Origin of the sequence: Sporocytophaga sp., from assembly GCF_017745095.1 — a bacterium.
Taxonomy (GTDB): Bacteria; Bacteroidota; Bacteroidia; order Cytophagales; family Cytophagaceae; genus Sporocytophaga.
The window spans coordinates 1-14961 of sequence record NZ_JAGHZZ010000019.1; the positions used below are offsets into that span (position 1 = coordinate 1).

General features: G+C 32.6%; 12 protein-coding genes. All 12 read left to right on the plus strand.

The window, feature by feature from the left end:
* The first annotated feature begins 375 nt into the window (after positions 1 to 375).
* The gene (locus tag J7604_RS21120) at positions 376 to 915 is read left to right on the plus strand and encodes a transcription termination/antitermination NusG family protein (RefSeq protein WP_293900431.1); all 540 of its coding nucleotides are present in this window, start codon (positions 376 to 378) and stop codon (positions 913 to 915) included.
* Positions 916 to 1005: 90 nt separating this feature from the next.
* Positions 1006 to 1647 (plus strand): class I SAM-dependent methyltransferase, encoded by a 642-nt coding sequence (locus tag J7604_RS21125; RefSeq protein WP_293900434.1) that lies wholly within the window; start codon positions 1006 to 1008, stop codon positions 1645 to 1647.
* A 1-nt stretch (position 1648) separates the two neighbouring features.
* Entirely contained in the window at positions 1649 to 2452 is an 804-nt protein-coding gene (locus tag J7604_RS21130) for an ABC-2 family transporter protein (protein ID WP_293900437.1), read from the plus strand.
* 3 nt (positions 2453 to 2455) lie between these two features.
* A complete protein-coding gene (locus tag J7604_RS21135) occupies positions 2456 to 3238 on the plus strand; it encodes an ABC-2 family transporter protein (RefSeq protein WP_293900440.1) in 783 nt (260 codons plus the stop codon).
* Between the two features lies 1 nt (position 3239).
* Positions 3240 to 4214, plus strand: coding sequence for an ATP-binding cassette domain-containing protein (locus J7604_RS21140; RefSeq protein ID WP_293900443.1), 975 nt, complete (start codon positions 3240 to 3242; stop codon positions 4212 to 4214).
* A 34-nt stretch (positions 4215 to 4248) separates the two neighbouring features.
* Complete coding sequence (locus tag J7604_RS21145) at positions 4249 to 5430, plus strand: glycosyltransferase family 4 protein (protein WP_293900446.1); 1182 nt, start codon at positions 4249 to 4251, stop codon at positions 5428 to 5430.
* Positions 5427 to 7340, plus strand: coding sequence for a glycosyltransferase family 2 protein (locus tag J7604_RS21150; protein ID WP_293900449.1), 1914 nt, complete (start codon positions 5427 to 5429; stop codon positions 7338 to 7340). Before J7604_RS21145 ends, J7604_RS21150 begins: the two co-directional genes overlap by 4 nt.
* Before the next feature lie 11 nt (positions 7341 to 7351).
* Positions 7352 to 9268 carry a glycosyltransferase family 2 protein gene (locus J7604_RS21155; protein ID WP_293900452.1) on the plus strand — a complete coding sequence of 639 codons (1917 nt, stop codon included), beginning with the start codon at positions 7352 to 7354 and terminating at the stop codon, positions 9266 to 9268.
* A gap of 22 nt (positions 9269 to 9290) precedes the next feature.
* Positions 9291 to 10487: a glycosyltransferase family 4 protein gene (locus tag J7604_RS21160; protein ID WP_293900455.1), complete on the plus strand. Its 1197-nt coding sequence runs from the start codon at positions 9291 to 9293 to the stop codon at positions 10485 to 10487.
* A gap of 2 nt (positions 10488 to 10489) precedes the next feature.
* Positions 10490 to 12367, plus strand: coding sequence for a glycosyltransferase family 2 protein (locus J7604_RS21165; protein ID WP_293900458.1), 1878 nt, complete (start codon positions 10490 to 10492; stop codon positions 12365 to 12367).
* A gap of 32 nt (positions 12368 to 12399) precedes the next feature.
* Positions 12400 to 13728: a glycosyltransferase family 2 protein gene (locus tag J7604_RS21170; protein ID WP_293900461.1), complete on the plus strand. Its 1329-nt coding sequence runs from the start codon at positions 12400 to 12402 to the stop codon at positions 13726 to 13728.
* A gap of 75 nt (positions 13729 to 13803) precedes the next feature.
* Entirely contained in the window at positions 13804 to 14952 is a 1149-nt protein-coding gene (locus tag J7604_RS21175; RefSeq protein ID WP_293900464.1) for an SDR family oxidoreductase, read from the plus strand.
* The last annotated feature ends 9 nt before the right edge of the window (positions 14953 to 14961 follow it).

A 14961-nucleotide genomic window follows, 5' to 3' on the forward strand; every position in this document is an offset into this window, starting at 1 on the left:
AAAGTTATCTATTAAAAAGTGAGTTTTAAAAAATGTCTGGAGTTAAAAAAACAAGTGCTTTTTGTTTTGCATAATTTCCAGATTTAGTTTTTGTATTCATATGATTATTAATAGTATTCATAGAATGTTTAGACCGTTTAAACAGAATTCCCAGCCGTTAATCTTCCGATTTTGACCGTTCAGTAGTTCGTATTTTTTCCGATGAAAAAACTGATGATCTTTGATTTGTCAATCCACCGAGAGTGGTACTACTTAATTACAGCATTACCTACCGCAAACATCTGCTGATTATTATAGTCAGAACATTAACTGTTCTTTAGCAGAGCTTTGAATTTTACAATTCAAAAATCATTCACATTTATAAGCATCTCTTTTATGGAAGATACAAATCTATTCTACCATGAGGCGGCAATATACAATAACTGGTATGTGTTGCATGTGGATCATCATAAAACAGATTATTTTGTCCGTTTTGTTAAAAGGAAGTTAGGTAATGATTATCCTATCATATCATTTTCCCGTGAGTTGCTGCATTATAAGGATAAAAGGTATTTAGTGATTGAAAAGCCTTTGTTTCCGGGCTATTTGTTTGTTCATAAACATCCGGAGAAAGTATTGCATTTGCTAAAGGACAATTTCAAAGAGATTTATGCAAAAATCATTCGGTTTGAAGGAGAACCTGCAGAGGTGAATGTCCATGAAATGCGCCTTTTATTAGCTTTGTCAGACCACACAGGCAAGGTGGGTATATCTAAGGCTTATAAAGAGGGAGAGGGAATAGTAATAACATCTGGTCCACTTTCAAATTTGAAAGGAGAGATCAGGTTTATAGATAAAAAGAAAAGGAAAGTGAATGTCTCATTTCCTTTATTAAATACCTTGATGAATGTTTCTTTAAGTTATGATCTCCTATAGGGCCTGTAAACAATGCCTGTAGGGGGGCTTAAATATTTAATATGATAGTTGCTACAATTAAAATGATATATACCCTACTTGCTTTAGATTATGATTAAAATCAAAGATGTCATTGAAATACCTAAAGAGAATGAAATAACTTCAGTTGAAGATCATCATGGAGAATTCATGCATAACCTTATTAAGAATAATAATTTAAAAAGTACTCTTGAAATCGGTTTTGCTTATGGGAAGTCTGGCGCTTACATAATGTCTGCAACTCAGGGACATCATGTAGCAATAGATCCTTTTCAGGATGATTTTAAAAATATAGGAGTTGATAATATCGGAAGGATTGGCTTAAGTCAACATTTGGAATTGCACAGAGACTTTTCTCATATGGTGCTTCCTCAATTGTTAAAAGAAGACAGACGTTTTGATTTTGTATTTATTGATGGTGATCATAAGTTTGACGGAATCTTTATTGATTTCTATTATTCAGATCTTCTGCTGAATCCGGGAGGATTTATTTTGTTTCATGACACCTGGATGAGAAGCACTTGTATGGTTGAGAGTTTTATCAAAAACAACCGGAAAGATTATAAATACATTAAGATAGAAGAGAATAATCTCTGTCTGATTCAAAAGGTGGGAAAGGATGACAGAGAGTGGATGCATTTTAAAGAATTCTATACTTTGAAATCCTTTTGGGCTTATAAAATGACAATTAAGAAGCTTAAATTGAAAAATTAGAATGAGTGTTTTTTATCATGTATTCACACATCATCTGCGACAGGTATTGCAATACAGAGGTGCATTATTGCTATCTCTGTTCTTGCATCCGTTGATAATGGTTTTCCATACGCTCATGTTTAAGGGAATATATGAATACAATCACAAACAAACGCTCTTAGGATATACATTGCCTCAAATGATATGGTATTTCGGATCGATACATTTCTTTTATTATCTGGTCTGGAATAATATTGACAAAAGTATCAATGAGAAAGTATTGTATGGTGGGTTTGAAGTCCAGTTGCTGAAGCCCTTTTCAATCATGGCGTGGGAGTTTTCTCAATTAGCTTCCCAAAAGATACTTTCAGCTATTATTGAATTTGTTCCTGTATATCTGATCTATTATTTCATATGTTTTCCGGATTTTATGTCTGTTACAGGTTTATGTCAGTATCTGATATTATCGGTTCTTGCATTGATACAGTTTTTTCTGATGGGCTTTACTATGGGCATTTTATCTTTTAAGTTGAATAATTTAACATTCCTTAATAGTATTAAATTTATCATTGTTAACATCTTTGCAGGGGCTGCATTTCCTATAGAATTCTTTCCGGAAATACTAAAGAAAATAATATTGTTGCTTCCGTTCCATTATCTGTATTATACGCCCGTTCAATTTTTGTTAGGAAAGGTTAATATAGGGATGTGGAGAGTGTTTTCTAATTGCTTTATGCTGCAGATTATATGGATATTAGTCTTCTTCTTTATCGCAAGAACTGTTCTGAATAGAACGATGAAATCCTATATGTCTGTTGGAGGATAAGCAATGAGAGTAATTAAACTTTTCGGGCTGGATATAAAGAATAAATTTCAGAGAGCCATTGAATTCAGATTGAATTTCATAATCACTCTGATTATTTCATTATGCTATAATACGGCATTGCCAATATTTCAGTTTTTTATCTTTAAGGGAATAAATGGCTTTCCTGGCTGGACTGTTGAAGAGGTTATTTTATTTCAGGCAGTTCTTCTATTCTGGACCGGTATTATTGAATTTTTATTTGGAGGTGTAAGAAATAATATCAGCAAGGAGGTTCTGCATGGTGGATTTGATAGAGTTTTTCTTTGGCCTCATCATCCGCTGGTTTCAATATTTACAAGAGGAGTGGATGTGTTCGCTTTCCTAACGGTGGTGGCAGGTTTCGCAGGTATCATGATTGTTTCTTTTCGTTTAGGAATACAGATGTCCTGGTATACATTGCTTCTGTTTATTTTGTTTTTGTTCTGCGGAATAGTATTTTATGTTTCTCTGCTTATTATTTACTGTGCATTAACTGTTCTGTTGATTAAAATGGATAGACTTCAGGAAGTGCTGGATAAAATTTTCTTCTTCGGTTCTTTTCCGGTTGACCTATACCATGGCTTTGGAAAGATATTTTTCCTGGTGATTTTTCCGTCAGCCTTGTGGATACATATTCCATCAAAGGTATTGCTTGGTGGTGTAGATGAAATTAGTTTTTATTCAGTTATAACAAGCTTGTTATTTTTCATGTGTGCAGTTTTATTCTGGGAGTATCAGGTTAAAAAATATACGAGCTCAGGAGGATAATATGATTGTAGTAAGAAATTTATCTAAAACATATAAGGTTAGTAGTGCTGATAACTCAAGTTTAATCAGTTCTTTAAAATCCTTCATAAGCCGTGAATATCGATATATAAAAGCACTTGATCAGATAGATTGGGAAGTGACACAAGGAGATATTCATGCGCTGATAGGAAGGAATGGTTCTGGGAAATCTACTTTGGTGAAGATACTTTCAGGAGTGATTTATCCGACTGAAGGAGAGGCATTGATTAATCATTGTAATCCCTGGAAAGACAGGATCAAATATGTGAGGAATATCGGGGTTGTACTTGGTCATAAAACCCAGCTGACGTGGGAACTTCCTGCAATTGATACATTTATCCTATATAAAAATCTTTATTCCGTTAAGACCTGTTTTTTTAATGAAAATTTGAAATACTTAATAAAAGCATTTGATGCTGAGTCTATAATCAGAAAACCTGTAAGAAACCTGTCTCTGGGGGAACGAATGAAATGTGAAGTCATTTGTTCTTTACTACATGCCCCTAAAGTACTTTTTCTGGATGAACCTACAATAGGCCTGGATTTGATATCAAAAGATCAGGTGAGGTCTGCAATAAAAAACATTAATAAAGAATTAGGCACAACTATAGTGCTTACTTCTCATGATATTTCGGATGTTTTAAGCTTATGTAATAAAATCAGTCTGATTGATAAGGGCAGGTTTCTCTTTAAAGGCTCTGTGAATGAATTGCTGGAAGTTCATGCTTCTTATAAATTAATTTCAATAGAATTGTTAAAGAGAGTTGACGAGTGCTCACTGGACGGTTTTTCATATATAAAGACTGGTGATTATAGTATTCAGATGGAACTCAATGAGAATACCAATTCAATTCATAAAAAGCTTTATCAGGTAATTGATGAATTGCCTATAAGTGACATCACAATTGAGTCTGTGAAGCTAGAGCAAGTTGTGAAGTCTTATTATGAGAAAGCCTGATGCTTTTTTATTAAAGTTAAAACGGATAGTATAAGTGAAAGTACTTTTTGTTGTATATGAGTTTCAGGATTTCGTCTCTGGTGGACTAAGTCGTGTGATAAACGGTGTTGCTCCCGAACTATGCAAACTCACTGAACTTGATGTTCTTCATATTTATCCATCCTTTATCGGAATTAATCTATATGATGTATATAGGTGCAACGAGGCCAGCTATGCAGCGTCTTTCAAAAGGATGAGGCTAGCGACGAAGAATAACATAATAAAGCATATCGAAAAAGAAAACTATAATATCATTCATTTTTTCTATGTGCTGGATCTGATGGCTGATGTGATGCAAGAATTGAAAGAGAAATCTTACAGTAGTAAACTGATTTATAGCGTTCATAATCTTGTTAAAAAGGAGACGTCTATAAGGAGAAATCCTGATGGTTTGTTAGATTGTGAGAAAAGAATGTTTGAACTTTCTGACAGGATCCATCTCCTGAATAAATCATCTCATTCATATTTTAAAATATGTTATCCTGAGTTTTCAAAGAATGATAATATTTCAATTATACCAAATGGGCTGGAAGGAAAGTCATTTGTTAATAAAGATGATGCATTTATACAATCATTAAAAAATAAAATTGGTCCTGATAAGAAGATTATATTTTCATCATCCAGATGGGCACATGGAAAGGGCCTCGAATTTCTTATAGATTCTATGGAATTACTTCTTGAGAAAAGAGAAGATGTCGTTTTGGTATTAGCAGGAAGGAAATCTAAAAGTTGGGAAACAGAGGGAGATAAATATGTTAGAATGATCGACGAGAAAGTTGAGCGAATTAAAAATTCTGTAATCGTATTAGGTTGGATTAATGAGGCTCAGAGAAATTCACTTTTTGAAACTACTGATTTATTTGTAATGCCAAGTGAATTGGAATACTTTTCTTATGGATCATTGGAACCTTTGTTTTGTGAAGTTCCTCTTGTGCAATCAAAAATTGATTGCCTTGAAGAGTTTCTTGTAGATGGAGAGGATTGTTTATTTTTTAATCCAAAAGATAGTCATGATCTATCCGTTAAAATTGAAATCATGCTAGATGATAGTGAGCGTTCATTGTTAACAGCCCGAAATGGGAGCTTGAAAGTTAAAGCGAATTTTATCTGGTCCGAGATCGCAATAAAGTATATGGAAATGTACCAAAGCGCATTAAACCCTGTACAAGACCTATGAGGTATGCAATTGTTCAGGAAAACCCAGATGGTCAATTTATTGGTTTTAATCAGTGGAAACACATTACAAGTGGAGTATTCGCAAGTAGAGAAGATATTATTGAGCTGCATGAAAAAGATAACTTTGATGTAATTCACTTTTTATTTGATGAAGAATCAATTAGCCTAAATATAGATTTGACTGAAAAGCTAAAAAGACTTTCTCCAGATGTCATAATCATTTTGTCTTTTGAAAATAAACTAAGTGAAAAGTTTGATCAGAACTCTGTATCGTTTGATTTATTTGATCTGATACTATTTTGCAATGATTCGTATTTAAAACTTTTTGGAAAGAAGTTGGCTGGGAAAATCCACAGGGTATTGACTTCGCCCACTGATATTAGCTTTTTAGAAGCTTCAATTGTACAGAGTTATCAGGAAAAAAAGTACTTTACTGTTATAGATGAAAGTTTTTCAGTCCTAAGGTTATTTCTGACTTTCGGTTTCTTTGCTAATAAAATATTGTCGGAATACACATTAAGAGTGATAGATGCCAATGCTTCTGACAGTTCATTGCAGGATTGCTTCCAATCAAGTAAATATGTCTATGTCCCCAAACCAATATTTGATAAAGGAAAGATAACTATATTATCAGCTTTGTACGGCACTATACTTATAGCTCATCCATCTGTTGATGGGGCCAAAAGTATGTATCCATATACAGTATTCAATCCAGAGAATTCTTCAGGTCCCAAATACATGCTGAAGTGGCTTTTTCAATCAAAGGATTATGATGATTTTATTAAGGAAAGTGCAAGAATTAATATTATAAGAGAATCGGGAGGAAACAAATTGAATCAATTACTTAATCTGATTAATTATTCTAGAATAAGTCGCTCTCTTAATAAGATAGATGTTGTTAGAAGTTTTGAGAATGAGCTTTCAATTGAAAATGAAATAAAATTAATAGGTGGAGTTGCTCCTTTCCCGATTAGTGATGATGAATTTAGGGTTGTGTGTATGTTGAAAGACGGAGAGGATCATCTGCCTGTTTTTTTATCACATTACAGGAATCTGGGCTGTAAACATTTTATTTTCGTTGATAATTACTCAGATGATAACACTATGAACCTCTTACTTCAACAGGATGATGTAACAGTGTATCAGACCAGTTTACCTCATAAGCTATATGAAAATGATATCAGAAGAATTATGGTCGAGAAACATTGTAAGTTTAACTGGTGCATTTTGCTTGATATAGATGAGTTGTTTGACTTTCCTCTATCGGATCAGATAGGCATGAGGGGGTTACTTCAGTATCTCAAATCATCAGGATACAATGCAATGGTTGCGAATATGCTGGATATGTATTCTAGTGAAGATTTAGCGTTAGAAAATTTTGATCCTGAAAATATCAAAGAAATTTATACTTCTTATGATATTTCCCATATCAAAAGAAAGCCATATTTTGCCCAGACTAATATTTCTTATAACAGGAGCAATATACTCGGAAATAAAAGAATTTCATGCTATTGGGGAGGTGTTAGAAGCTATATATTCCCAACATTAAAACAGGATACAATACTTACCAAACATCCGCTGATATATCCCGACGGGTCATTATTTCCCGTTTCTAATGCTCATTTCTCAGACAATGCAAAGGTCGCAGACATAACAGGTGTTTTACTTCATTATAAGTTTATACCATCTTTTAAATTTAAAGTTGCGAAATCGCATAGTCAGGGTAACTATGCAAAGTTTACCCAGGATGAATATGATTCATATCATCAAGTTATGGAAGGGAATGAAATATTTAAGATCCATACCCCTTATACTCAGCGATTGAGGCATATAGACGAGTTAATAGATTCAGGGTTTTTAGTCATAAGCAATGCTTTTAAGAGATTTGTTAAGGATTACTCAGCAGTTTAATATTATTTGTTGTGAAATATTGCATAGTATCTTCTGGAAGTCAAGGGAATGAAAAATCGGGATTTTATCAATGGGCAAAAGCATTTGATACCTGTGTTTTGACTCCTGATGAATTTTGCTATAAGGTTCATTCATCCGAAACATTTGATATAATACATGTACTGTGTTGCGATGAAGAGTTTGAATTTATAAAGAAAATAGGAGAGAATCCTTTTCTAAAAGGAAATGCCTTGTTAGTGTTGTCATTGAATACATATCTGCCTGAGGCGCAAGAATATCTTGATCAGTACAGATGCTTACTTTCTCTTGCTGATCAGGTAATAGCCTGTGATCTTTCTATCAAAAATGACATTTATGAAAAGACGGGAATTCTGGCTAAAGATTTAGCACATCCATTTGATTTTGATTTTTTTAATAATGAGATATCAGATAAAGTAAAGAAGAATACTTTTTTGATTTTATCAGATAAAATAAAAAAATGTAAAAGAGAACTTGGATATACTTATTGGTTATTGTCTCTTTTTTTTAATGTCAAAATTACTAATCCTTATGATGAGGAAAGGATTATTGGGGAGTCTATAAAGAAAAGCAGATATGTTCTTACTCTTGATAATATTAATGATGGCGGCAGAGTTGCTTGTTTATGTGCTGTGGCTGGTTCTATTATGATTTCAACTGCCAGATATGAAGCTGCAAGAGTAATATTTCCTCTAAATGTTTTCCCTCATGGTGATATGTCTAGAATGAGAGAGATATTGAAGTGGATCATTTCATCACGAACCTTCAGGAACTATTTTAAAGAAACAGCTCTGAAAAATGTCCTGAACTTTAACTGGGGAAATAGTAAGGATAGTTTTTTAAAGTTGGTTGGGATACAGTCTTGTTCTCAGCCTGTGATATCAAAAGAAATTATTTACAATAATAATTTCAGTATTAATAATGAGATCAAACATTTATCTGGCCCTGTTGAAATAAAGTATGAAGAGGAACAATGTATAATTGTATGCTTGCTTAAAGATGGTGAAGAGCATCTATCATCGTTTCTTAAACACTATAGAGAACTCGGAATCATTCATTTTATCTTTATTGATAATGGCTCTGAAGATAATACACTTTCAATTCTTACCCATGAGATAGATGTAACAATTTATCAAACTGTTTTACCTCATAAATATTTTGAAATAGAAATTAGGAGGTATATAGTAGAAAAGCATTGTAAAGGCAGGTGGTGTATGGTAGTGGATATTGATGAGTTATTTGATTTTCCTTTATCAGATAAATATTCTTTTAATGACTTTATTCAATACAATAGAACGAATGGTTTTAATGCTGTAGCTGCATACATGTTAGATATGTTCAGCACTGAAGATCATATGACTTATGATTCGGAAGGTCTGGATTTAAAAGCTACATTCAAATATTTTGATATCTCCAATGTGAGGAAATCTCCTTATTTTGATTCATGGAATGTTGCCTATAACCAATGGAATTCGAATAAAAATGAGGCTATATTCAGTTATTGGGGAGGAGTGAGAAAGTCCGTTTTTAAGGGAATTAAGCATGATACAATACTTTTAAAACATCCTCTGATATTTCTTGACGATCATATCAAGCCTATCACAAATGCTCACTTCTCTGATCGTATTAATTTATCTGATGTCACCTCTGTTCTATATCATTATAAATTTGTTCCTTCATTTGCCAGTAAAGTAAATGAAATCAATAATAAAAATAATTATGTTCGGTTTTCACAGGATGAGTATAGGGCTTATTATAATTATTTATTGAGGAACAAAAATATCAGTATTAAAACTGTCAATGCAACAATTCTTGGACATGTAAATGAATTGATAGAAAATGGATTTTTAGTGGTTTCTGAAAGATATAAAGAGTATATGAAACGTAGTGATTATAAAGTGTTGATATGATTGTCTCTTTTTTATTAAAAAAATGAAAATACTTTTTGTAACGTTTGAATTTGGAGAACATGTTCTTGGGGGGCTCGGAAGAGTCATTAATGGCTTAACGCAAGAGCTTCGCCATCATTTAGTAGTTGATGTTTACCATATTTATTTTGATCCCAAAATCATGTCTATATCAGCGAAAGTATATAGGTGTGATAAAAATAGCTATGGAAAGTTGATAGCGAAATATCCATTCAGATATGGTACTAGTCTTATAAGACATGTAAAGAATGAAAAATATGATCTGATCCAGTTTTTTAGTGTTCACTGGATAATTGGGAATATTATTAATAGAGTGAATAAGGAGTTGTCGGATTTGAAGATTGTATATAGTATTCACAGTCTTATTAAATATGAAAAAGGAATCAGACTTAATCCCAATTCATTTTTTAAGTGTGAGCAAAAATTGATTGAATCTGCCAGTTCTATTCATGTTTTAAATAAAACATCCTTTGATTATCTGAAATCTTCATATGATGAGCTTTCTGTACAAAAAAACGTTGCGATTATTCCTAATGGGGTAAATTTAGATGATTTTTATGAAGACGATATGCAATTTAGAAGAAAGATTAAGGGGAAATTGAAAGATCACGTATTTGTGGTCTCTTGCATGTCTCGTTGGGCACATGGAAAAGGCCTGGAATACTTTTTAGATGCTGCTGAGATTTTACTAAAAAAAGGAAGAAGAGTACAGTTTATACTTGGGGGAAGGAAGTGGATTAGCTGGGAAATGAAGTGGTATAGTTACATGTGGAAGATTGATAAAGCTGCTAAACGGATTAAAGATGGCGTTATTATTTTAGATTGGCTTAATTCAACCCAAAGAAATACTTTATTCAGTCTGAGCGATGTTTTTATAATGCCTAGTGAACTGGAGTATTTTCCTTACTCGATTTTAGAACCAGCAGCAGCAGGCGTTCCGATTATTTCTTCAGATATTCCTTGTGTGAGAGAAATGCTTACGGATAAGGAATGCCTTTTTTTTCAGCCTGGCAATAGTAATGACCTTGCAGCGAAAATTGAATTGTTAATGGATAGTGCTGAGTTAGGATGGAAGCTTGCAGAAAGAGCTAAAAAACGAGTAGTCAGAGAATGTGACTGGAAGAATATAGCCAGTCAGTATGTTGATATGTATCAATTGGTTGCTGATAGCACTGATAAACAAGTTGTGAAACTGGTTTAAATATGAGGACTGCCTATTTAACATCAGATATAAAGCTTAATGCTGCATGGATAAAGGGGCTAAAGGCTGATTATATTAAATGGAAAGAATTAGTTAATATCAATTCTCATAATTTAACCTATGATCTAATTATAGCAGATATCTATGCGGATTGTAGTATTTATATACAAGAGTTATTAAGGATTAAAAATATTTATCCCGATTTATTGTTGGTTTTAATCATCAAGGAGTCTTTTGCTATTACAAATTTATGGATGAGAGCTCTTACAGAGGCTGATTATATTTTTGGGAATTCATATAACTTAAGCAAAAGGATTGAGTTGCAATCAGGATTTAAAGTTACAGAATTTTTTGTGCCTGAAGATATAAATCTTGAAGATAAGTATATTGAGTCTGTCAAATCTGATAAGCTACTTATAGTTTCTCAGAAGCCCTATTCACTATGGGATTTTATAAGAGAAGTAGGAGTGTTAGCTGGTTTATTTGCTTTAACAAAATATAAACTAAGAATAATTAATTGCCAGGACCTTACGAAGGTTTATAAAGAAATAGAATCAAGCAAAATTGTTTATTTGTCAGACCCCTTGGATGATGAAGGGATGTTAGTTCAATACTGCTGTAATGCTAAAACGATCCTGGTTTCTATAATTGACTATAATCCTGCTAAGGTTTGTTATCCTTATACTATATTTCACAAAGGACATAAAAGGCAGGGACTATTGCTTTTGTGGATTTTTACATCAAAAGCTTTTTCGAACTTCTTTATAGATACTGCTAAGCATAGCAGCGTTAATCTGGACAATGAAAATAGGGTATATAACTTTTGGGAAAAATTAAGATATAGGATTACAATTCCAGAATTTGAAAGCAATCAATCATTGATGAGCTACATTCATCATTATTTTGGAGATAGTAATATACAATGGGGTGAAGATGAATGTGGGTTGGTTTGTCTTTTAAGAAATGGTTCTGAGTATATAGAAACTTTCTTAATGCACTACCGTCAAATGGGCATTGCTCACTTTATCTTTATTGATAATGGCTCTGATGATGATACATTAGATCTTTTGAGAGGAGAAAAGGATGTTACAATTTACCAAACTTCATTGCTTCATAAATTTTATGAAAATGATATCAGAAGATTAGTTATAGAGAAGCATAGTAAAAATAGATGGTGCCTGAACGTTGATATTGATGAACTATTCGACTATCCTGATTCTGATAAAATTTCCTTGAAAGATCTGCTTGGGTATTTATCCGGAAATCGATACACTTCTATGGCAGGCTACATGCTGGATATGTTTACTAAAGAAGTTATCTTTAGTAATAGGGAAAAAATAAATTTGAAAGAATCATACAGGTTTTATGATATTTCAAATATAGAAAAGAAAGATTATTATGCTCCTGATGTGATTGCTTATTGCAATTATAATAAGTTATCATCTAACGATATTAAATGTTATTTTGGTGGTATACGGAAGACCCTTTTCTCCAGCAATGTTGCCGGTCATTACCTGTTGACCAAACATCCGCTTATATACCTAGATGGTGAGCTTGAACCTGTTACGAATCCTCATTATTGTAATAAATCCAAAGTAGCTGATGTGTCTAGTGTTTTGTACCACTATAAATTTACTCCATCTTTTAAAGAAAAAGTACTTGAAAGCCGGAAAACAAATAGATACATCAAGTTTGCTCAACGTCAGTATGATCAGTATTATAAGAAAATTGGAGATGATAAGTCTTTAATTATAGATACTCCCGGAAGTAAAGAATTATTTAGTGTTAATGATCTTGTATTAAATGGGTTTATACAAGTGTCTCCCGCATATAAAAAATATGTAGAATCTGTTTGCCTGCAGCAGCAATTGATTCCTTAGCTATGGATATTATGTATTATATTTTATTGATCATGAATTACTTTTATGGATTCATGGGATTTTTGTGTCTGCTTATGTTCTTATTTCCTGTTTTCTATTATTTGCAAAAAGGACTATTATCAAAACAATACTTTTCATTAGTTCTTTTTTTATTGGCAGGAGTTTTTATCTTTTCAGAGATAGGCGTTTCAATCATTTCAATTATTCTTTCTGCAGTTATTGTTATTAATGTCTTATTCTATACTTTTTTTTCTATTAGAGGATTAAAGAAAAAAAAGATCTTAAATGATCCATTTACATTTGAGCCCTCTGTGTCCATCGTAATAGCCGCAAAAGATGAAGGAAATGTGATAGGAGATACATTACGATCTTTATGTGAGATCGATTATCCTAGGGATAATTTTAATATAGTTGTCATTGATGATGGATCTTCAGATAATACCTGTTTTGAGGTGGAAGAGTTAAGAAAAGTTTTCCCAAATATAATTTTGGAAAGTAATGAAAGTTCCAAAGGTAAAGCCTGGTCTATAAATTCTGTGATTTCAAGGTTAGATAGTGAGTTTATATTAATATTAGATGCGGATCATTTGGTAGATGAAAATATACTTAGAAATATGGTTAAAAGTTTTGAGTATGAAGATGTATCCTGCGTTCAGTCTGCCAGTCTGGTAAGAAACGGAAGCGTCAATCTTTTGACTAAAATGTTGGAGTTGGAGTATATCTTCAGATGTAAAAGCATATATCCAGGAAAATCAATAGGCATATTTGTAGGTTCCGGGGGAATGTTCAGAAGAGTAGATCTCATTGATCTAGGTGGATTTAATACTGAAATGCTTACAGAGGATGTAGAATTATCTTACCGCATTTATAAAAGCGGAAAACGTATTGCGTACAATTGTGATATTACAACATTTGAATTAGCAACTCCGGATTACAAAAACTTTTACAACCAAAGATATCGATGGATGAGAGGATTATGGAGCGCAATGTTCAGACATCTTTTTCATAAAGACAGCTATATGCTGGACTTCAGAACAAAAGTTCAGTTTATTCAGTTTACACTTGATGGTTTTGTTGTATTTTGTTTCTGTTTATTACAGGTTTATTTTTTTCTGGGATTGATTGAATTAATAACATTTAAAATGCAATGGCCAATATTTATTCTGTCTTTGAATTGCATTTTCACATTTGGTATAGGTTTTTGGAGAGTTAGTAAATGGTCTAATTTTAATTACCTTATTCTTTTTTCATTTTACATGATCGCTCATACCTATCCGTTTATGATGGCTTTAATTGATAGTTATCTTCTTAAAAAGCCAGAAGTATGGATCAAAACAGACAGGTCTGTATTAGTAAAGTAAATTATACTGCCGAATTAGTTACTGCTAGGCTCTTCATCAATTACCTCTTTAGTTTTAATTTCTGATAAATAAGTTATGTTATACCAGGATCGCGATTACGTTTTGACTGGTGCTACCGGTATTTTAGGTAGTCATGTCCTTTATGAATTGCTAAGAATGCGTAAAGAAAAAATACTTAGTGGAAAAATTATTTTGTTGTCAAGGTCCATCAAATCTTTGAATGTTTCAGAGAGAATTGAAAAACTCTTTGATGACGATCTCATTCCTGATTATATAAAAGCATATGATAAGAGAGAGCTACTAAGCATGATTCATATCATCGACGCTGATCTCAAAACGCCTGGATTATTCTCTGAGACTCTTAAAAGTTTAACCAAAAAAGCTGTATTTATACATCTCGCAAGTATTGTAGATTTGGGAACAAAAAAATCAACCAGAGAAAAGATATATGAGAATAATTACCTTCCTACAATTAACCTTCTTACAGAACTTGAAGAAATAATAGATAGATTCATTTTTGTAAGTACAGCTTTTGCATCTGGAGAAAGGGAGGGGATCATAGATGATGAATTTTTAGGTTTAGATTTCAATAAAAGAAAATTCAGAAATCATTATGAAAGGATTAAACTGGAAACAGAACATGAAGTGAGTAAAATCTGTATTGAAAAGAAGATAAGCTATCAGATCCTTAGACCCAGTATTATATGTGGCAGATTAATGGATGCTCCTTATTTCGTAATGCCTAAGTTTCTAACCTTTTATTTGGTCGGTGGATTTTTTTATTCTATGAAAAATAGAAGTAATGGAAATATGGAAATGATAAGAATTTCCGCTAACAATTCCTCTGTATTAAATATAGTTCCAGTTGATTATGCTGCAAAGGCAATAGTGCGGGCAATGGAAAGAGACGATATTACGGAATTAAATATCGTTAGTAATTGTGGCGTTACTATTGCCGAAATCGGATCGATCATTTTTAATTGTCTTGACTTTGAAGATTATATGATTGTAATGAAAGAGCCAGAAGAGAAAAATCAGTTAGAGCAACTGTATTATAAAATAGTAGGAGAGCAGTTTAATAGATATATTCATAGCGGAAAAACAGAGTTTGCAACAAATCTGTTGGAATCTGTTATGAATGATCTTGAATCGCCGGATGTACGGAAAAATTTGGGAAGTTTGTTTGAATATGCTTTTCAGAAAAAATTTATTGATTCCTTATAAGATCATATT

Bases quoted from the DNA above. Each gene is read 5' to 3' on its own strand.
- J7604_RS21160 (WP_293900455.1), top strand. From the start codon at position 9,291: ATGAAAATACTTTTTGTAACGTTTGAATTTGGAGAACATGTTCTTGGG.
- J7604_RS21130 (WP_293900437.1), top strand. From the start codon at position 1,649: ATGAGTGTTTTTTATCATGTATTCACACATCATCTGCGACAGGTATTG.
- J7604_RS21125 (WP_293900434.1), top strand. From the start codon at position 1,006: ATGATTAAAATCAAAGATGTCATTGAAATACCTAAAGAGAATGAAATA.
- J7604_RS21120 (WP_293900431.1), top strand. From the start codon at position 376: ATGGAAGATACAAATCTATTCTACCATGAGGCGGCAATATACAATAAC.
- J7604_RS21135 (WP_293900440.1), top strand. From the start codon at position 2,456: ATGAGAGTAATTAAACTTTTCGGGCTGGATATAAAGAATAAATTTCAG.
- J7604_RS21150 (WP_293900449.1), top strand. From the start codon at position 5,427: ATGAGGTATGCAATTGTTCAGGAAAACCCAGATGGTCAATTTATTGGT.
- J7604_RS21165 (WP_293900458.1), top strand. From the start codon at position 10,490: ATGAGGACTGCCTATTTAACATCAGATATAAAGCTTAATGCTGCATGG.
- J7604_RS21170 (WP_293900461.1), top strand. From the start codon at position 12,400: ATGAATTACTTTTATGGATTCATGGGATTTTTGTGTCTGCTTATGTTC.
- J7604_RS21175 (WP_293900464.1), top strand. From the start codon at position 13,804: ATGTTATACCAGGATCGCGATTACGTTTTGACTGGTGCTACCGGTATT.
- J7604_RS21140 (WP_293900443.1), top strand. From the start codon at position 3,240: ATGATTGTAGTAAGAAATTTATCTAAAACATATAAGGTTAGTAGTGCT.